Genomic DNA, 19804 nt, shown 5'->3' on the forward strand with positions numbered 1-19804 from the left:
CTTTTTTATTGTATTTCTGCACTCAATCCTGCGTCTAACAATTGTAGGCATTGTGGTTTTAATTTTTTAAACTCACCCGTCTTCACTGTGCACTTTCCAGTATAATGAACTAAAATAGCACATTGTTCTGCTTGTTCTGCTGTATGATCACACACTTTGATTAACGTATCGATAACGTGATCAAACGTATTGACATCATCATTATACAAGATGATTTCACTTTGACCGTCGAGCAATTCAGATACATCAATTTTTTCTTCAACTATTTCCTTTGTACTCATACTATTCGTATTTTAATATGACTAACGCTTTTTAAACTTCAAAGATACCCAATTATTTTTTTCTAATTGATTTTCAAAGGTTAAACCTTTTTCTTCTGCTGCTTTTTTGATGCTAGCCACATCTTCTGTATAGAATCCGCTGAAATAAATTTCTGCATTTTCCTTCATTGTTTTGATATAGTGATCCATATCGTTCAGCAAAATATTGCGGTTGATATTGGCTAATACTACATCGTATTTAGGTTCTTGAACCAAAATAGAGGCATCACCTTCAAACACTTCAACATTAGCACAAGCATTGCGCTCAGCATTTTCTATAGAATTTAAATAACACCAATTATCAATATCAATAGCATCTACGTGTTTTGCTCCACGCATAGCCGCTAAGATTGCTAAAATAGCTGTTCCGCATCCCATATCTAACACAACTTTATCTTGCATATCGTTGGTTAAAATTTGACGTACCATCATATAGGTTGTCTCGTGATGTCCTGTTCCGAAACTCATCTTAGGCTCAATTACAATATCGTATTGTGCCTGTGTTTTTTCGTGAAAAGGTGCGCGAATATAACATATACCATCCACGTCAATTGGATCGAAATTCTTCTCCCATTCCTCATTCCAATTCACTTGTTCAATTTCTTCCTTTCTATAGGTAATAGTAAATTGATCCGATTGCAAAATGAAAATATCTTCCAAAATATCCTCTGTCCATAAGTCTTGTTGTACATAAGCACTAACGCCTATGGCTGTTTCTTCAAAACTCTCAAATGCTTTTTCCCCTAATTCTGCGATAAGAATCTCTACACCAGGCACCATAGGCTCTACTGTAAAATGATATCCAATATATGACATGCTGTTTTCTTTACTATCTTTAATTAACCATTTAATAACATTGAACTTACATTTCGATAACAACGATATAAATGCAGAAACAAAACTAATCTTATTTTTGCAAACTCAACACACGAACACATGAAAAAGATCTATTTATTAATATTGACGTTACTTTCATTTAACGCAATAGCACAGAAAATTGAAACTGCAACTAACGATGTTAAACTTGCACAATTGCCTTACTACAATTTTGGTAAAGGTGTTGGAATCACATCTGCAGACAGTATTTTTCAACTAAACTTGCGTTTTCGCATGCAAAACCGTTTAACCTTCATGGAAAACGACGGTGGAAAAACAAAGTACGAAGGAGAAATTAGACGTTTGCGTTTGCGTTTCGACGGTTATGTAGGGAATCCTAAATTCTTATACGTTATCCAATTGTCCTTTGCCCCTAAAGACATGGGAAAAACAGTGGAAGGAGAATCGGTGAATATTATTAGAGATGCAGCAATGACCTATCGTCCGAATGAGAATTGGAGTTTTATTTTCGGACAAACAAAGCTACCTGGAAACAGACAACGCATCAACTCATCCGGAGCTTTACAATTGACAGATCGCTCTATCAATAACGCCAAATTTAATATCGATCGCGATTTTGGTATTCAGGCTTACTATCATCAAGAGCGAAAAGACAAATTTGGTTATGTCATTAAAACAGCTGTTTCCACAGGACATGGAAGAAATTTCCAAGGTTCTGAAAGCGATAGTTATGCCTTAACAGGTCGTGTAGAATTATTTCCGATGGGAAGTTTTAAAAATAATGGAGCGTACTTCGAAGGAGATATTGCTCGAGAAGCTAAACCTAAATTAATGCTTGCTGGAACGTTTTCACACAACAACAACGCTGAAAACTCACAAGGGCAAACAGGAACAAAACTCTATGAACCTAGAAATCTTAATTCTTTTATGGCTGATGCTATCTTAAAGTACAATGGTTGGGCGGGAATGGTTTCCTTTATGAATAGAAATGTAGATGATGCGATCACCTACCAAACACAACTAGACGGTACTAAAAGCAATAGTTACGTTTTTGCAGGTCATGGAATGGATTATCAATTGAGTTATATCTTACCAAGCAATTACGAATTTATTGGTCGTGTTTCTACACAAAAGATGAAAACACAACTCCATGAACAGTTAAACTTACCCAATACGACACAGTATACTTTAGGCGTTACAAAATACTTATGGGAACACGCTTTCAAGTTGCAAGCAGAAGTTAGTTATGATCAATTAGACTTCTATCAAGGAGCAGGTAAAAACAACTGGTATTTTAGAATGCAATTTGAAATTGGAATCTAATTCTTGTTATTTTATTACTGCAATTCCATTTTTTTAAGCAATAAAACAACGGCTTCTATTAGTTTGTAAAAAAAATATATAAAAATTCTGTTTTTTTAATTATATTTATAATAGTAACAATCTTAACTAATTAGCTATGAATAGATTATTTTATTATTTCGGCATTATACTAGTTGGAGTCGGTACAATGGGATGTCAAGACAAATCCACTTCTTCCACTCCTACTGAGGTAGAAACGAGCACTCCTGTAGATCAAGTTAAACTTGATTCAGCGATAGAAGAATATGAATTGATCAAACAAGATACATTAGATGAGTTAAATGAGGCTATCAAAAGAGAGAAACTCACTTCTGTAGAAAATATCATGCGTTTTTATGCACCTGAAGATACCCATGCAGAAGGAAAATACAGCTATGATATTACTGTTTTAAAAATGTCTGACACCTCGGTTACTTTAGTTACCTTAGTTGAAGATGGCATAAACGATGATTCAATGAAGGCAAAAAAAGTGGTGATGACAGTTAATCTAAAAGAAGGACAATACCACGTTACAAAAATCAAACAAAGTTATCAATGCTGGGAAGGTCGAGGTCATGCTAATTGGAATTCGAATCATTGCAGTTAATCTATAAAAAAAAGTCGTGAGTAAATCACGACTTTTTTTGTTATCTTAAAATAAAAGCTGAGCTTATTTCCTTTTAATCAAGATTGAGCTTATTGTGTAGCTCACTAAAAAGGAAATCAATAAAGCGACATAAAACAACCAATCTTTATAAAAACAATGCCCGGATGCTATGACTAATTTTATACTATTTTGAAAGTAAAAAGAAAACAAAAATAACAAGGTTCCTACTGTAACAAAAACATGTTTCATTGTATTTTAAATTATTTTATAGTAATTCTAACTTTACTATTCAAAGAGACTCTTTGCAAATCTCTGAGGGAATTCTGAATTTCACTGAGTATAATTTCTTCCTGAGAGGGGCTCATTTGAGAACGAATAACTTTAGGGTAATTCATTCCCTTATATCTTGGATCAATAGGGTCGATAGTCCCCAAGAGTACACAATTTCCAGAACCACTTCCTCCTTGTGTTTGAGTAAAGCAATCCACACTAGCCCATAAAAAACCTCCTAACATACCCGTACTCGCTCCAGCAGCACCTACAAAAACTGCTCCACCTACAGCACCTACTGTAGTTCCTATTATAGGTACAGCTACAGTACCACCGCCTGCTCCGGCAATAGCACCACCTATAGCACCACCTATAGCCCCCTCAACTAAACCTCTAGCTATTGGAGCACCACCCTTTTGTGTCATACAGTCTAACCAACTCGTATATTTTGGATTTGAACCAAACAAAGATTTTCGAGGATTTTCATTCTTGGTAAAATTATACTGAAGAAGAAGAAAATCTATATTTGCCTCAAACGATGCAAATATGGGATTCAATACTTCATAATCTCTAAGTGTCAAATCTTTATTATTGATAAACTTACTTTTTTCAGTATCGAAAACTTCTTTCAATGTCTTGATTTCTGTATTGAAAATAGAACTATACAAATTTGATAAAACCACAGATACTTCCTTTGAAAAGTTGAAATTATATTGAATTTCAATATCTACTATTTTGTCGTTAATACTATTTTCATCAGAAAAAAGTCCTTTAGACTGCGCTTCAAAAAACGATCTTTCTAATTGATCAATATTTTCTTGCCAATTACTTTGGGCATACTGATAAAAAACTTTTTTTAAATCTACATAACTGTAGCTCATAAGATCGGGAGTTACTAAATCATTTTGCTCCGATTTACTAAATTCTTGTTTAGAGTCATCGTCAATTTTATTACAGGACAATAAAGCAATAGTAGAAAAGGTTAATAGAATTATTTTTTTCATAATAAATTAGATTAATATTCTACATTAAAATATAACATTTTAATTAATTTTTAATAAAAAACTACATTTATTTTAAATAAAAAATACAAAAACACAAAAATAAAATGATTTTTGTTCATTTTTTACAAAAATCAAACAATAATCTATTTAACACTACGAAGTCCTCGCCAATAAGAAAGATCAAAAAATTACTTGCGCAATAGAAGTAGAAGGTCAAAGAAGAGAAATAAAAAAAGTCGTGAGCAAATCACGACTTTTTTTGTTCTTATTCTGCTTTAGGTTGCTCTTCGTCCCTTTTAGCAATATTCATATTTGGAAATTTCTTTTGAATGGATTGTAAAGCAAATTCATTAATTTCATTCATCGCTTCTGGTGAAGGCAATTTTAATGTTTCTGCATTGTGTTTTAGTACTTCTTCCAATAAGATTTGTGTTCTTAATAATTGAAAGTTTAAATCGATTAATTCTCCTGCTACGTCGATATCTCCTAATTTCATTTTACTTGGGATTAAATTAAAGTTCTATTTTTATTACAATCAAATTTAACAAAGAATTTCTAATAACAACTACAAAAGACTTTATTCTTTAAAATAATAATTCAGCGGTTGTCTCAAGTTGTAACGAGAAGACATCACTTCTCCATAGGCACCTGCGGAACGAATAGCGATCAGGTCGCCTCTAGTTAATTCGGGTAATGCCACATTTTTGCCGAAACAATCACTGCTTTCGCAGATAGGTCCCACAACATCATAGTATATACTTTGTTGTTCTTGAGATTCTCGTACAGTTAAACACTCTATTTTGTGGTAAGCTTGATACAAAGCAGGGCGCAACAATTCTGTCATTCCCGCATCGAGAATGGCAAAGTTTTTTTTCACTCCGTTTTTGATATACAAAACGCGGCTGATTAAACTTCCACAAGTTGCAACGAGGGATCTTCCCAGCTCAAAGTGTATTTCTTGTCCTTTTTTAGGGGTTAAAAACTGATTAAAAATGGCAAAAAAAGCTTCAAAATCAACGATAGGATCGCTGGTCGTATCTGTATAATTCACCCCTACACCTCCACCGACATTGAGTATCGGCACGGTAATACCACGATCTACAAACCACTCATTCCATTCGTTCACTTTCAAACACAACCGCTTAAACACATTCCAATCGGTAATTTGCGATCCTACGTGAAAATGCAAACCAACCAAAGTTAAAACCGTTGCATGCGTACGAATCCAAGTAAGACAGTCTTCTAACTCATGCATCATAATCCCAAATTTATTTTCGTCTAGGCCTGTTGTTATATAATGATGGGTTTGTGCATCAATATTTGGATTAATACGCAACGCTATACGAGCTTGTGTCTTCATTTCTTCTGCAAGAGAACCAATCACTTTTAATTCATCAAGCGATTCAACATTAAAAGCTAAAATCTGTTGAGCTAAGGCGATTCGGATTTCTTTATCCGTCTTACCAACTCCGGCAAACACGATATTCTTCGCTGTAAACCCTTGATCAATAGCGTGTTCAATTTCCAATCCACTAACACAATCTGCTCCTAATCCCTGTTGGCTTATTTCTTGCAAGATTCGCGGATTATTATTGGCTTTTATCGCATAGTGAATGTGGTATCCCCAGCGATCTGCCGCCTGTTTTGCACAAGCAATCGTCTCTCTTAATAAGGACAAATCATAATAATACAATGGCGTTTCCTCCATTTTTAATTGTTCTACTATATCGGTTGAAATCATACTTTTTCTACTTTAAAATAATCGGTGATGCAAAGCGCGTAAAGCTTCTATTTTGTACGTTGATGGAAGTAATAAAGAGATGTTGTGTTCACTCCCACCATAAGAAATCATGCGGATTGGAATATGCTTAACTGCTTCCGAAACCAAAGTTGCATATCCATTTTTATTGCGTTTAAAATCTCCTACAATACACACAATTGATTGCTTATCGTCGACTTCAACAGATCCAAAATGATTTAATTCTTCTACAATTGCATGTACATTTGTTGTATCATCTATAGTCAGTGAAACTGTTACCTCAGAAGTAGTGATCATATCAATAGGGGTTTTATAGCGTTCGAACACTTCAAAAACACGTCTTAAAAATCCGTAAGCTAACAACATTCGAGACGAATGAATGCGAATCGCTGTAATGTTGTCTTTTGCAGCAACTGCAACAATCTCATCAGCATGATCAAAGCGAGAAGATATTAAAGTTCCTGCGGCCTCTATATTCATGGTATCGAGCAAACGAACAGGCACATTCGCTTTTTGCGCAGGAAACACACTTTGAGGATGCAAAATTTTCGCTCCAAAATAAGCCAACTCTGCTGCTTCTTCAAAACTCAAATTAGCAATTGGCTTTGTTTGTGACACATAGCGAGGATCATTATTGTGAAATCCATCAATATCTGTCCAAATCTGAATTTCTTCAACACCTAAAGCCGCTCCAATTAAAGAAGCAGTATAATCTGATCCTCCTCTTCTCAAATTATCTACTTCACCAAAAGCATTTCTACAAATATACCCTTGTGTAATAAAAACCGTATCAGCTTCATGCTTTGCTAGCAACTGCCCTAAATGATGTTGTATGTAAGCTAAATCCGGTTCATTATCTTCACTCATACGCATAAAATCTAAAGCAGGAAGCAAAACACTAGCAACACCTATTTCTTGTAAATAATAATGAAATAAAGTAGTTGATAAGAGTTCTCCTTGTGCTAAGACTAAACGCTCTTCAACAGAAGTAAACAAATCGTTTCCCAAGTCATCTAAAAAATGAAAATGACGATCCACTACATCTTGTCCTATATCTCTACCAATTGACGTAGAAAAAAGTTCGGCTACAAAAACGTCATACGTTTGCTTTAAACTTTGTACGAGTTTCCGCGCTTCTGTTATATTCCCGTTTACATACTGATTGGCAATCTCCACTAAAGCATTCGTTGTCCCTGCTACTGCAGAGAGAACAATCACCTGTTTATCTGAAACTTGAGACTGGATAATTGGCCATAATCCTTCAAATCTCGCTGGACTTCCCACAGAAGTTCCTCCAAATTTTAAAACTTTCATCCTCGTTATTTTTCAAAAAAAAAGGGTTTGTCTTCGCGACAAACCCCTTGTTATTTTTAGTTACTTATAAAAAAAAGGACCCTGCTCACGACCAGTGGTGTAAGTTCATCTTCTTCCCCTTTTTTATAACAATTAGATTCATTTCTCTTCTTTATTTCTGCAACAAATATATTTAGTTTTTATTTTACTTTTATTTCATTAATAAATTATTAACCACTTATTAGATTATTTTTAACAAAAGTAAATTATAGTATGATTGAAAAATTAGAAGATAAAAAGAGGTAAAGCACAAAGGTTTACGGTAAAAATAAAAAAGAAAGATATTTTAGTTTTTTACTTTTGTCAAAACCTTTCCACAAGAAAAAAGAATAATAGTTTATATTTGTCCATCACTTTTTAAAGTAAGAAAAAAGGCATTTAAACCCTTCTTTTTTCTTACTTTGCAAGATTAGACAAACAAACTATGCGTGCTTTACAATCCTTAAATAAATATTTCTTTAAGTATAAATACCACTTTTTAACGGGTGTTATTATTACCATTGTCGCTCAAATATTTACGCTTTACACGCCTAAATTAGTTGGGGATTCTATCCGTATTTTGGAACAACTTACTGCTTTCGACAAAGAAAAAGTAACAGAGTTATTATTATCCAACATTTTTTGGATTTTAGTTACAACACTTATTGCAGGTTTTTTGACTTTTTTAATGAGACAGACATTAATTGTTATGTCTCGTCATATTGAGTTTGATCTAAAGAACGATGTTTTTAAACACTATGAAATTCTTACTCAGAGTTTTTACAAACAAAATCGCACGGGTGATTTGATGAATAGAATCAGTGAAGACGTTGGAAAAGTTCGACAATATGTTGGTCCGGCGGTGATGTATTCTATCAATACACTTATTCGATTTGCCGTAGTACTAACCCAAATGTATATTATTTCGCCTCAACTGACTTTTTATTCGCTGTTACCTTTGCCACTATTGGGTTATTTTATCTTCAAACTCAGTCGACAAATCAACGAGCGCAGTTTAATTTTTCAACAAAACTTGTCTGTTTTATCGACATTTACACAAGAGATTTTCTCCGGTATGCGCGTGATCAAGGCCTATGCCATCGAGAATAAAAAAGTAGAAGAGTTTGAAGTATTAACAGAGAGCAGCAAAGAAAAATCTTTAAAATTAGCGAAGACTGGAGCACTGATTGGTCCTTTAATGATTTTGCTCATTGGACTGAGTAACTTGATTGTGATTACCATTGGATCCATTTTATACTTCAATGGCAAGCTACCTGATATTGGAGTAATCGCTCAATTTATTCTATATATCAACATGTTAACATGGCCCGTTGCTTCCTTGGGATGGATTTCTTCCATGATTCAAGAAGCAGAAGCTTCACAAAAGCGCATTAACGAGTTTTTAGATGTACAGCCCGAGATTTTCAACACCAACCCCAACCCAACAGAAATTAAAGGTAATATTGTTTTTGACCGTGTTTCCTTTACCTACCCAGACACTGGAATTGTTGCGTTACAAGATGTTTCATTTTCACTAAAACAGGGAGAAACTTTGGCTATATTGGGAAAAACAGGCTCTGGAAAAAGTACTTTACTATCGTTAATTAGCCGAATGTATACGATTGATGAGGGGCAAATCCGCTTTGATCAAACGCCAATTGAGGATTGCAATCTTCGTGATCTGAGAAAAAGTGTAGCCGTTGTTCCACAGGATTCCTTTTTATTTTCGGATACGATCAGCAATAATATACGCTTCGGAAAAGAAGATGCAACTATGGAAGAAATCATTGAAGCAGCTAAAAAGGCCGTAGTTCACCACAATATTGAACAATTTGAGCATGGTTATGAAACCGTACTAGGCGAACGAGGATTAACACTATCCGGAGGGCAAAAACAACGTGTTTCAATTGCACGCGCCCTAATTAAAGATGCGCCAATTCTCTTGCTTGACGATGCCTTATCTGCAGTAGATACAGAAACCGAAGAACGCATTCTAAAACACTTAGAACAACACAGTAAACACATAACAACACTTATTGTAACGCATCGCATTTCTTCTGCAAAAAATGCAGATAAGATAATTGTACTAGATCAAGGAAGAATTATTCAAGCAGGAACACACGAAAGTTTGATTATTCAAGAAGGATATTATTCGGAGTTACATGAAAAACAATTGAAAGAAAAAGAAATAGTGTAAAAAGTTGGTTTATTAGGATTTTTTTTAGACTTTTGAAAGCTATATATACAAATCAATTAATTGATAGAAGGATTATGAGAGATAACGAAATGTTAGAAAAAGAAGAGATTTTCTCTAAAGTATTGAGAGCTGGTAGAAGAACTTATTTCTTTGATGTAAGAGCTACAAAGGCGGATGATTACTACATAACCGTAACTGAAAGCAAAAAATTCACAGAAGACGACGGATCATTTCACTTTAAAAAGCATAAAATCTACTTATACAAAGAAGATTTCACAGCCTTTAAAGATATCTTAGATGAAATGACAGAGTATGTTGTTAATCACAAAGGTGAAGAAGTTATTTCAGAAAGACACCAAAAAGATTTCAAAAAAGAATATCAAAAAGAAGAGTCTGATTCTTTAAACAATTTTACAGATGTAGAATTTGATGACATTTAATCAACTCTAAAAAAATAACATAAAGTTCAACTCAATGAGTTGAACTTTTTTTTTATCTTTGTTTCATCATAATAGGCAATGATGTCTGCCTTGAACCGCCTTGTAGCTGATGACGTCTGGTATACTATAGTTTAACTAATCTATACTGAGTCGTTATGAATACATGTAAAAAAACAAAAAACTATCTTTTTCACTCACCAAGTAAGCCGCTACTTTGGCTTGTTTTAAGTTTACTTCTCGGTGTTTTAATTGGTACATCTGCAGCAATCTTTCTTTCTGTTCTCGAATATGTAACTCAGGTACGTATCCATCAGCCTATGCTACTATGGGGATTGCCTTTGGGTGGTTTATTCGTTGGAGGTCTTTATCACTATTTTGGAGGTGCAGCGAATAAAGGAAATAACTTATTGATCCAAGAATACCACCATCCAGTTGAAAGGATTCCCTTAAAAATGGCTCCTTTTGTGCTACTAGGTACGTGGATTACTCATCTATTCGGAGGATCCGCAGGTAGAGAGGGAACAGCTGTTCAAATGGGTGGAGCGATTGCCGATCAATTTAGTAGACTCTTCAACCTTGATTCAGCTGATCGACAAGCCCTATTGCTCATGGGTATCGCCGGTGGTTTTGCAGCCGTTTTTGGAACACCTCTAGCGGGAATGTTGTTTGCCTTAGAATTGATGGTAGTTGGTCGAAGTAAATACAATTACATTCTTCCGCTATTGCTCACGGCTATTGTTTCACATTTTGTTTGTATCTCTTGGGGCATTACCCACACGAATTATACGGTCGAGAGTGTTCCAGCATTAACAACACTGACCCTAGTCAAGGTAAGTATAGCTGGTCTTCTATTTGGTTGGACTGCCATCTTGTTTGTCAAAGCTACAGATACACTCTCACACTTAGCGACAACTAAGATTGCCTTTCCTCCCTTGCGACCATTTATAGGAGGGTTAATCCTTATAGGCTTATTTTATAGTATTCAAGACACGCGATTTTTAGGTTTAGGAATAGAAACTCTTGTAGATTCGTTTACAAATCCGCAAGACTATTCTGTTTTTCTACTCAAAATTCTATTCACCGCGATCACCTTAGGCACAGGGTTTAAAGGTGGAGAAGTTACCCCTTTATTCTTCATTGGTGCAACATTAGGTAGCTTTTTAGCCGTTTACCTGCAATTACCCATTGGTTTTGTGGCGAGTTTGGGTTTTGTGGCCGTGTTTGCCGGAGCGACCAAAACACCATTAGCTTGTATATTTATGGCAGGTGAATTATTTGGTAGTGAATTACTTATCTATGCTGGCTTAGCCTGTTTAGTTGCTTACTTAAGCAGTGGTAAACACAGCATCTATAAATTTCAATTATACCTATAAAACACGTTATCCTTCCCCTATTATACTAAAAAAAAAGAGCAATGATTACATTTTACACAATTATTAATGAAAATACGTAAAAATTCATTATTCATGTCCTGTAAAATTATCATATTAGCATTTTTACAGCCGAATCTTGTCAAAATAATAATTATAAAAATCTTTTAAATTCAAAATCTTTACTACCTTTGCTTTCGATAGAAGTGATTTTACTTTCTGTTTATTTTTAAACTAAAAAGTGAGGAATCACGACCTATTCACCCTATTTTTAAACCATTAACATTACAAACTAGACAACAAAAAGATTGCACTAAATTTTAGATTTATGTTTCACAAAAAGTTTTTTAATCGATTCACATTTGGCCAATTGACCATTACATTAGTTGTGATATACGTACTGTACTCTATTACGACTTTTGTACTTACCCAATCAACAGCTAGCATAGTTAATCTTGTAATCTCAGGAATCCTTACATATTTAACGATCTATGATTTACTTCAAAGTAAACATACGATCCGTAGAAATTACCCTTTATTTGCACGTTTTAGATACATGTTTGAATCTATTCGTCCAGAGATGCGTCAGTATTTTTGGGAGGGAGAATTAGATGGAAAACCATTTAACCGTCGTGAGCGTTCAATTGTTTACCAAAGAGCAAAAAATGAGAAACAAACGGTTTCATTTGGTATGCAAGATGATCCAAACCGCATTGGTTATGAATGGGCTGCACACTCTGTGTATCCAAAACACGTTTCAGATACAAACTTCAGAACTTTAATTGGAGGTGAGGACTGTAAACAACCGTACAGTGCAAGTATTTACAATATTAGTGCGATGAGTTATGGTGCATTAAGTAAAAAAGCCATTACAGCTTTAAATGAAGGAGCGAAGATTGGTGGTTTTGCACATAACACAGGTGAAGGAGGAATCAGTCAATACCACCGTTCAGGAGGAGATTTAATTTGGCAAATTGGTACAGGATACTTCGGTTGTCGCGATGAAAAAGGATTTTTCAGTGAGTCATTATTTGAAGAGCGCTCAAACTACCCAGAGGTGAAAATGATTGAGTTAAAACTTTCTCAAGGAGCGAAGCCTGGACACGGAGGTTTATTACCTGCAGAAAAAAATACAGTTGAAATTGCTGGAATTAGAAGTATTACTCCACATACAACGGTTCACTCACCGTCAGGACACACAGCATTTAGCAACCCAGTTGAACTTGTTCAATTCTTAGCTAAACTTCGTTTGTTGTCCAATGGAAAACCGGTAGGTTTTAAAATCTGTATCGGTCGTAAAGATGAGTTTTTGGCGATTATTGACGCTATGAAACAAACAGGTATCACACCAGACTTCATCACAATTGACGGTGCTGAAGGAGGTACAGGAGCAGCTCCATTAGAGTTTATCGATTATATGGGGATGGCATTAAATGACGCTTTAGTATTTGCTAATAAGACATTAATCGAAAACGGTTTAAGAGGTAAAATTAGACTTTTAGCTTCAGGTAGAATTATCTCTGCATTTGATATCGCTAAAACAATTGCCTTAGGAGCTGATGCATGTTATAGTGCACGTGGTATGATGTTTGCTCTAGGTTGTATCCAAGCGTTACAATGTGATAGTGGACATTGTCCTGTTGGTATTGCAACACAAGATGAAACACTATACAAAGCTTTAGATGTAACAGATAAGAGAATGCGTGTTGCGAACTTCCACAAAAACACAATGAAAGCTCTAGGAGAATTCATCAGTGCTGTTGGATATGAGAAACCTAGCGAAATCGATCCTAGAACCTTCCATAAACGCGTAGATCACGGAGTAAACAAAAGCTTCCAAGAAATGTATTTTGGAGAATTGGATACACGTAAAAAAGCATAAGTACTCAAAACATATCGAAATAAAAAAAGGTCAGCTATTCGCTGACCTTTTTCTTTCCCAAAAAAAACACTCATTCAACTAGGTTAGAATGGAATGAGTATCCCAAAACAATTAAAACAAAAAATTTATTAAAAACCAAAACTCTAGCTTCACTGCAAAGCTATTAAGTAATCTTCTTTTTCATTTTCTTTCTAAAATCAGACGACAATACATGATATCATCGCCTGAGTACTCTTTAAAATTAATAAACCTTGAGAGGTCTCCCCTTGTATTCTTTCCTTGCAAGGATGACTAATGGCTCACCATCACAAGGAAGAGAATGGGGTTTCATACAATATAGTTAGTTGGTTGGTAAATGCAACTTATTTTGCCCTTTCTTCTTTGTCGCTACTAGTAGATAGTTCTATTAGCCTTTACAACAAAGCACGCGTTAAAACGCTCCTAAGGTCTATTTCTTGGCTATACAGCCTCCTCACATCGCAACAAAGGTTCTCTCCTTTATATTCCGCAAGTCCTTTACTAAACGACAGCATTTTTAAGTTTACTCCATCAAAGACTTCTTTTATGCGTAAACTATTATTATCAGTTCTAGTCTCCTCTTCCTTCTTCTATCGCTTTTTCTTTCTATTGTACATTATAATGAAGAACGTCTCTTTTTGTAATTCTACTGCTACAGGTTACTTTTATCTACATCCTGAAACAAATTCTTAAGCAAAGTAAAACATTCTGTTAAAAAAGACACTATATTTGGGGTGGACATCGAGGTGGACATGAGGGTGGACATCTGAAAATTTAACTTTTCTCTTTATTTATGAAAAAAATATTCATTATTCTCTTATTATCAATTATGTTCTCTTGTTCTAAGAAAACAGAACATACTTCGAATCAAATCAACCTTTTCATTGCAGAATTAAATAAAGTAGATGATATTATTAAGTTAGAAGAAGTTCTTTTAAGTAATTCCCCCAAAGAATTTGAGTTGAATAAAAGCATATACAATGTCATTGTAAAAATTAAACGCGCACAAATCAAGGCTAAAGAACTTGGTGCCTTTAATGAACAAACCACCTTACTTTTTAAAGAAGTGGAGCAACAGTTAGAAACGATTGACTTTCCCAATCTTAAACACTGGGCTTATACCCAAATTGGCTTTTACTACTACAGTTACAATCACTATATTGAATCTGCTAATTACTACAGTGAAGTTGCCTTTATTTTAGATAACCACCCCGAACAAATCACCATTCAATCCACTGATATTTATAGAAAAATCGGTTATTTCTATGGCACAATTGGCAAGTATAAACAAGGAATTACCTATCTAACAAAGGCCTTGCAACTCACGACCAAAGACAACATCAACTACACGAGTCTGTTAAACGCTATTGGAAGCTTTGCCATCAAAGACAAACAAGAAGCCCTAGCGTATCCTTATCTAATACAAGCGAAGAATTTATCGGAAAGTCAGGGCGATCTCTTGCGTTATGCTAAGGTACTTGGTGATCTAGCGATGCTTGAAAACAACAAGCAAAATTGGGAAAAAGCCATTAGTTATTTAGAGGAAGACATTACTTTATCAAAAAAAGTGGACGACAAGAAAAATACGATGTACGCATTGATCTCCCTTGCTCGAGTATATTGGGATAAAAACGATATTCCCTTAGCTAAAAAAAATGCTTTAGAAGCCTTTACGTATACGCAAAGTTTAAACTACGTCAAAGGTTTCGAATACGAAATCATGGAATTGTTATTGGAGATTTCTATTGCAGAAAAAGATGAAAAAAGAGAGTTACTCTATCGTCGTCACCTCACAACACTCCATGAATACATCAATGAAACCGAAGGAGAAAAAGCAATCGATCAAATCAATTGGGATGCAGAAATTGAGCTGATCAATTTACAAATTGAAGCACAGCGCTATCACTATGAGAAAATCAACTATCAGCGTTTGCTTTTCATCTCCCTTTCTTTTTCTTTGGGGTGTATTCTAGTTTTTGTTTATCGTATTTACCGAAAACAGCTATCCAAACAAGCATTTCTATATGAATCAAACATTCTCAAAATAGAACAAGAGATGGCTGAATCGGAAAAGAGATGGCAAGATACCAATCACTCGTTAGATTCCTATAAAGAATACTTGGCTGAAAAAACAAAGCAAATCAACATCTTAGAGGTTGAATTAAATAAACTAAAAGACTCCACAAGCGTAAAGTCACAAACGGAGCGAATGAAGCTAGAACAAACTATCTCTTCGCATTTGATGACGGACGAAAGTTGGATGATCTTCAAAAAAACCTTTCAAACGGAACAAAGTGAATATTTTGAAAAACTCATGCAACAATTTCCCGATCTGACAGATTCCAATCTGCGGGTTATCTTGTTGCAAAAATTAAATCTAACCAATCAGGAAACCGCCAATATCTTGGGCATTACGATTGATGCGGTCAAAAAGACAAAGCAACGACTCAAGAAAAAATACCATACCTCGTATGATCAATTGTTTACTTAAATGTTGTTTGTTGTACGTTGTTTGTCGATTATCAAACAACGTACAACAAACAAAAAAAACCACCCCTACAAAGGAATGGTTTATTTATAATTGAATATCCGCTGTTAACCGTTAACTGCTAACCGTTAATCAAACGGCAAATTATCTAAATCGACATTACCGCCAGATAAAATAATACCTACTTTTTTACCTTCAAACAAGGGACGTTCTTTGATTAGAACGGCGAGTGCCACGGCACTACTTGGTTCAACGACAATTTTCATTCGCTGCCAAATGAGGCGCATTGCACTGACGATTTCGTTTTCACGAACTCGAATAATTGCTTTTACCCCTTCTTTGATAATGGGAAAGTTCACATCGCCTAATTGTGTACGCAAGCCATCTGCTATGGTATCTACTGAGAGATTTGATTCAATTGTACCACTTTCTAAAGAGCGAAAGGCATCATCCACTTCATAAGGTTCGCCTGCGTATACTTCAATACCCTCTTTACCATAGGTTTGAGCGGCTAAAATCGTACCCGCCAATAATCCACCTCCACCTACAGGAACGATTAACGCATCTAAATCGGGGTGAATTTCCAACAATTCTTTGGTTGCGGTACTATTCCCAATAATCACATTCATTTCGTTCGATGGATGGATAAAGGTTGCACCAGTTTCTTCAATCACTTGATTGCATACGCGTTCTCGAGATTCCATTGTTGGCGCACATTCTACAATTTCACCACCATACATCACCACTGCATCTCTTTTTACATTCGGTGCATTAAAGGGCATTACGATATAGCATTTTACACCAAACGTACGAGCAGCAAGTGCTAGCGCTTGTGCGAAATTACCAGAGGAATGCGTAACGACTCCTTTTTCCTTTTGTGCTTCGGTAAGATGTAAAACAGCATTCGTTGCTCCTCTCATTTTAAAGGCACCTGCGCGCTGAAAGTTTTCACATTTAAAATACAAATCACTACCTAAAAAGTTTTCGATATGCCCAGATTCCATGATAGGAGTATGGTGCACATACGGTTTTATTTTTTCGTAACACGTATTGATTTTCTCTTTCATAACTAAAAATAGGTTTGATAAAAAACTCCCAAACTTAAACAAGATTGGGAGCTTTTTTTATATTGAACTCATCTTGACTTTCTCTAATTGGTTAAAAAATCAAGATAAGTACATTACTTTACGTCCATTAATTCAACATCGAACACTAGAATTGCATTTGGTGGAATAACCCCTCCTGCTCCTCTTTCTCCGTATCCTAAATACGATGGAATAACAAAGCGCGCTTTATCACCAACTCTCAATAGGGCGATTCCCTCATCCCATCCTTCGATTACGTGTCCCATACCTAATGGAAACTCGATTGGTTTTTTGCGTTTGTAAGAGTTGTCAAACTCCATTCCATTATCTAATGCTCCTTTATAGTGAACAGCAACTGTTTTTCCTTTTTCTGCTTTTGCTCCAGATCCGTTTACGATCATTTGGTAACGCAATCCGCTTTCTGTACGCTCAAAACCAGCGGCTACTTTTTCTAAAGCTTCTTCTGCTGCTGCTTTTTGTTCTGCCACGCGCTTCTCTCTTGCTCCTTCAAATACTCTAAACGCTTCTACTGCATTCCATTTTTGTGCTTCTTCTCCTACGCGAACGATCTCCAGTGATTCGATTACGTCATCTTGTCCAATCGCATCTACGATATCTTGTCCCTTGATTACGCGTCCAAACACGGTGTGTTTTCCGTCTAACCAAGGAGTTGCTACGTGTGTGATAAAGAATTGAGATCCGTTTGTTCCAGGACCAGCATTAGCCATTGACAATACACCAGGACCATCGTGTTTTAAACTTGCATCAAACTCGTCGTCAAATGTGTACCCCGGACCACCTGATCCAATACCTTGAGGACATCCTCCTTGAATCATAAAATCAGGTATAACTCGATGAAATTTTAATCCATCATAATAAGGTTTTCCTTGTGGACGTGCTGAATTTTCTAATTTCCCTTCCGCTAATGCAACAAAGTTACCTACTGTTCCAGGTGTTTTATCTTCAGTTAGTTTAACTAAAATCTCGCCTTTTGACGTATTAAATTTTGCGTAAATACCGTTTTCCATTCTTCTTATATTATTAATTTTTAGTACTTCTTTTTCTTTGGGCGCGCAGGTAAATCAAGAATGACAAAAAGGCCAAAGCCATGCCACCGATACACACACCTACCCAGCCAAAATATTTCCACAAATATAAACCAAAAGCCGAGCCAAACGCAGTTCCGAGGAAACTAAATGACATATAGACAGTATTTAGTCGGTTACGCGCTTCGGGTAATAAGGAGTAGATTCGCGTTTGATTGGATACGTGTATGGTCTGTAAACCTAAATCAATAAGGACAATTCCGATGATTATTCCTACAATAGAGCTGGCAGAAAGGGCAAAAACGACAAAGCTCAAGAATGTCATGCCTATGCCATAGAGAATTAATTTTTGCGCTCCCCCTGCTCCGCCAATTTTCCCGACTAAAGGTGCGGCAAAAGCACCACAAGCCCCAATCAATCCAAAGGATCCGATCAACGCGCTGTCATAGCCAAAGGGTTGATTGTGCAACAACAAGACCATCGTGGTCCAAAATGCTCCAAATTGAGCAAATGCCAAGCTGGTAATCCAAGTTGCCTCGCGCAGCACTGCTTGTTCTTTAATTAGCTTAAATAAAGAGCCGTATAAACTAGAAATAGATCCTTGATACGTGGGTTTATTAATGGGTAGACGAAATTGAATCATCACCACCAATAAGACACAAATGGCCGTTGCAATCCAAAACATACCGCGCCATCCCAACCACATCCCAACAAATCCACTCAAGGTACGGGAGAATAAAATTCCGATGAGCAATCCACTAACCACTGTGCCAATTACTTTTCCTCTTTGCTCTTCGTCTGCCAAACTTGCCGCCATAGGCAAGACCAACTGCGGAACAATAGACGTGGCTCCGAGAACAAAACTCACCACCTGCAACCAAAAGAAATTACTCACACTGGCTGTTAGTGCTAAGGCTATAATGGCACAGATAGTCGTCCACGTGATTTGCTTTTTTCGCTCTAACCGATCGCCCAATGGAATCATTAAAAACATTCCGATGGCATAACCTGCTTGGGTTAAATAGGTCAATGTACCTGCTTCTGCTTCTGAAACGCGAAATTCTTCTGCAATAAGGGGAATTAAGGGCTGACAATAATATAAATTGGCTACAATTAACCCCGTAACTGCTGCCATGAATCCTACATTTGCTTTAGATAAACTCATCTGGCAAAGGTAAAAAATCTCTAGTATTCAAAGTGAGTACGCTTAGGATTTCTACAGTAAATTAATGATATTGTTGGTTGTTTGTTGGTGAGTTGGTGAGAGGGTGAGTTGATGAGAGGATGAGTTGGTGAAATCGAAACGCAGTGAAAATCGAAACGTAGTGGAGATTCATCGAACACAAAAACCAATATAAACTCAGTGAGATATATTCATCGAACACTAAAACCAATATAAACTAGGTGAGATAGTTGGTGAGAGGGTGAGTTGCCCGATGACGCGGAGTTAACGAAAGAAGGTATTCCCTCACCTTCAAAAACTATAAAAAAAGAAACAAAACTCTTTAATCTCATTGACATTACAAAGAACACACCCGTTCTGATACATGTAGATGATCTTTTGGAATAATATGTGCGTTATCGACTGTAATCCTAAATCAAAGTATTGTGATCTTGAAAAAATATTTTTACCGTATGGTAAGGTGATAGTATCGGAAACAACTGAAACGCTTACTTTGAGCGTAGGACACCTAAGCCATACGGATTTTCACAATTCCTACAGATATTTATTACGTACTCGAAGTAGTTACCATCCTACAACAATTGCGAGATCCAATACAAAAAAGATGGAATAGGTTAGCTTTATA

16 protein-coding genes and 1 riboswitch are annotated in these 19804 nt (G+C 35.9%); of the genes, 7 read left to right on the plus strand and 9 right to left on the minus strand.

Going from position 1 to position 19804, the window contains the following annotated elements; all coding sequences use genetic code 11:
* Positions 1 to 5: 5 nt before the first annotated feature.
* Both H4K33_RS07140 and prmA read right to left on the minus strand, forming a co-directional pair.
* Complete coding sequence (locus H4K33_RS07140) at positions 6 to 281, minus strand: ATP-dependent Clp protease adaptor ClpS (protein WP_182647774.1); 276 nt, start codon at positions 279 to 281, stop codon at positions 6 to 8.
* A gap of 21 nt (positions 282 to 302) precedes the next feature.
* Positions 303 to 1136: a 50S ribosomal protein L11 methyltransferase gene (gene prmA / locus H4K33_RS07145; protein ID WP_182647775.1), complete on the minus strand. Its 834-nt coding sequence runs from the start codon at positions 1134 to 1136 to the stop codon at positions 303 to 305.
* Positions 1137 to 1256: 120 nt separating this feature from the next.
* On the opposite strand from prmA, the gene H4K33_RS07150 reads away from it, so the two are divergent.
* The gene (locus H4K33_RS07150; protein WP_182647776.1) at positions 1257 to 2480 is read left to right on the plus strand and encodes a porin; all 1224 of its coding nucleotides are present in this window, start codon (positions 1257 to 1259) and stop codon (positions 2478 to 2480) included.
* Between the two features lie 136 nt (positions 2481 to 2616).
* On the plus strand, positions 2617 to 3105 hold the full coding sequence (locus H4K33_RS07155; protein ID WP_182647777.1) for a hypothetical protein: 489 nt from the start codon (positions 2617 to 2619) through the stop codon (positions 3103 to 3105).
* 260 nt (positions 3106 to 3365) lie between these two features.
* Here the strand turns inward: H4K33_RS07155 and H4K33_RS07160 are convergent, their stop codons facing one another.
* The 4 genes from H4K33_RS07160 to H4K33_RS07175 form a co-directional block, all read right to left on the minus strand.
* The gene (locus H4K33_RS07160) at positions 3366 to 4379 is read right to left on the minus strand and encodes a hypothetical protein (RefSeq protein WP_182647778.1); all 1014 of its coding nucleotides are present in this window, start codon (positions 4377 to 4379) and stop codon (positions 3366 to 3368) included.
* Between the two features lie 265 nt (positions 4380 to 4644).
* Complete coding sequence (locus H4K33_RS07165; RefSeq protein ID WP_182647779.1) at positions 4645 to 4875, minus strand: hypothetical protein; 231 nt, start codon at positions 4873 to 4875, stop codon at positions 4645 to 4647.
* 81 nt (positions 4876 to 4956) lie between these two features.
* On the minus strand, positions 4957 to 6120 hold the full coding sequence (lysA, locus tag H4K33_RS07170) for a diaminopimelate decarboxylase (RefSeq protein WP_182647780.1): 1164 nt from the start codon (positions 6118 to 6120) through the stop codon (positions 4957 to 4959).
* A gap of 12 nt (positions 6121 to 6132) precedes the next feature.
* A complete protein-coding gene (locus tag H4K33_RS07175) occupies positions 6133 to 7452 on the minus strand; it encodes an aspartate kinase (RefSeq protein WP_182647781.1) in 1320 nt (439 codons plus the stop codon).
* Positions 7453 to 7915: 463 nt separating this feature from the next.
* Between H4K33_RS07175 and H4K33_RS07180 the strand changes: the two genes are divergently transcribed.
* From H4K33_RS07180 to H4K33_RS07200, 5 genes are all read left to right on the plus strand, one after another.
* Entirely contained in the window at positions 7916 to 9667 is a 1752-nt protein-coding gene (locus H4K33_RS07180; RefSeq protein WP_182647782.1) for an ABC transporter ATP-binding protein, read from the plus strand.
* 74 nt (positions 9668 to 9741) lie between these two features.
* Positions 9742 to 10107, plus strand: coding sequence for a PUR family DNA/RNA-binding protein (locus tag H4K33_RS07185; protein WP_182627303.1), 366 nt, complete (start codon positions 9742 to 9744; stop codon positions 10105 to 10107).
* A gap of 65 nt (positions 10108 to 10172) precedes the next feature.
* A riboswitch (Fluoride riboswitch) is annotated at positions 10173 to 10233 on the plus strand.
* A gap of 29 nt (positions 10234 to 10262) precedes the next feature.
* Positions 10263 to 11480, plus strand: a complete 1218-nt coding sequence (locus H4K33_RS07190) for a chloride channel protein (protein ID WP_182647783.1) — start codon at positions 10263 to 10265, stop codon at positions 11478 to 11480.
* 325 nt (positions 11481 to 11805) lie between these two features.
* Positions 11806 to 13359: an FMN-binding glutamate synthase family protein gene (locus H4K33_RS07195; protein WP_182647784.1), complete on the plus strand. Its 1554-nt coding sequence runs from the start codon at positions 11806 to 11808 to the stop codon at positions 13357 to 13359.
* A gap of 811 nt (positions 13360 to 14170) precedes the next feature.
* A complete protein-coding gene (locus tag H4K33_RS07200) occupies positions 14171 to 15868 on the plus strand; it encodes a hypothetical protein (protein WP_182647785.1) in 1698 nt (565 codons plus the stop codon).
* Positions 15869 to 15993: 125 nt separating this feature from the next.
* On the opposite strand, the gene H4K33_RS07205 is transcribed toward H4K33_RS07200, so the two are convergent.
* The 3 genes from H4K33_RS07205 to H4K33_RS07215 form a co-directional block, all read right to left on the minus strand.
* Complete coding sequence (locus H4K33_RS07205) at positions 15994 to 16932, minus strand: pyridoxal-phosphate dependent enzyme (protein WP_182647786.1); 939 nt, start codon at positions 16930 to 16932, stop codon at positions 15994 to 15996.
* A 113-nt stretch (positions 16933 to 17045) separates the two neighbouring features.
* Positions 17046 to 17978, minus strand: coding sequence for a peptidylprolyl isomerase (locus tag H4K33_RS07210; RefSeq protein ID WP_182647787.1), 933 nt, complete (start codon positions 17976 to 17978; stop codon positions 17046 to 17048).
* Between the two features lie 13 nt (positions 17979 to 17991).
* The gene (locus tag H4K33_RS07215; RefSeq protein ID WP_182647788.1) at positions 17992 to 19161 is read right to left on the minus strand and encodes an MFS transporter; all 1170 of its coding nucleotides are present in this window, start codon (positions 19159 to 19161) and stop codon (positions 17992 to 17994) included.
* Between the last annotated feature and the right edge of the window lie 643 nt (positions 19162 to 19804).

The sequence above is a fragment of the Myroides sp. WP-1 genome, assembly GCF_014145635.1.
Lineage (GTDB): Bacteria > Bacteroidota > Bacteroidia > Flavobacteriales > Flavobacteriaceae > Flavobacterium.

Bases quoted from the DNA above. Each gene is read 5' to 3' on its own strand.
- H4K33_RS07140 (WP_182647774.1), bottom strand. From the start codon at position 281: ATGAGTACAAAGGAAATAGTTGAAGAAAAAATTGATGTATCTGAATTG.
- prmA (WP_182647775.1), bottom strand. From the start codon at position 1,136: ATGTCATATATTGGATATCATTTTACAGTAGAGCCTATGGTGCCTGGT.
- H4K33_RS07150 (WP_182647776.1), top strand. From the start codon at position 1,257: ATGAAAAAGATCTATTTATTAATATTGACGTTACTTTCATTTAACGCA.
- H4K33_RS07155 (WP_182647777.1), top strand. From the start codon at position 2,617: ATGAATAGATTATTTTATTATTTCGGCATTATACTAGTTGGAGTCGGT.
- H4K33_RS07160 (WP_182647778.1), bottom strand. From the start codon at position 4,379: ATGAAAAAAATAATTCTATTAACCTTTTCTACTATTGCTTTATTGTCC.
- H4K33_RS07165 (WP_182647779.1), bottom strand. From the start codon at position 4,875: ATGAAATTAGGAGATATCGACGTAGCAGGAGAATTAATCGATTTAAAC.
- lysA (WP_182647780.1), bottom strand. From the start codon at position 6,120: ATGATTTCAACCGATATAGTAGAACAATTAAAAATGGAGGAAACGCCA.
- H4K33_RS07175 (WP_182647781.1), bottom strand. From the start codon at position 7,452: ATGAAAGTTTTAAAATTTGGAGGAACTTCTGTGGGAAGTCCAGCGAGA.
- H4K33_RS07180 (WP_182647782.1), top strand. From the start codon at position 7,916: ATGCGTGCTTTACAATCCTTAAATAAATATTTCTTTAAGTATAAATAC.
- H4K33_RS07185 (WP_182627303.1), top strand. From the start codon at position 9,742: ATGAGAGATAACGAAATGTTAGAAAAAGAAGAGATTTTCTCTAAAGTA.
- H4K33_RS07190 (WP_182647783.1), top strand. From the start codon at position 10,263: ATGAATACATGTAAAAAAACAAAAAACTATCTTTTTCACTCACCAAGT.
- H4K33_RS07195 (WP_182647784.1), top strand. From the start codon at position 11,806: ATGTTTCACAAAAAGTTTTTTAATCGATTCACATTTGGCCAATTGACC.
- H4K33_RS07200 (WP_182647785.1), top strand. From the start codon at position 14,171: ATGAAAAAAATATTCATTATTCTCTTATTATCAATTATGTTCTCTTGT.
- H4K33_RS07205 (WP_182647786.1), bottom strand. From the start codon at position 16,932: ATGAAAGAGAAAATCAATACGTGTTACGAAAAAATAAAACCGTATGTG.
- H4K33_RS07210 (WP_182647787.1), bottom strand. From the start codon at position 17,978: ATGGAAAACGGTATTTACGCAAAATTTAATACGTCAAAAGGCGAGATT.
- H4K33_RS07215 (WP_182647788.1), bottom strand. From the start codon at position 19,161: ATGAGTTTATCTAAAGCAAATGTAGGATTCATGGCAGCAGTTACGGGG.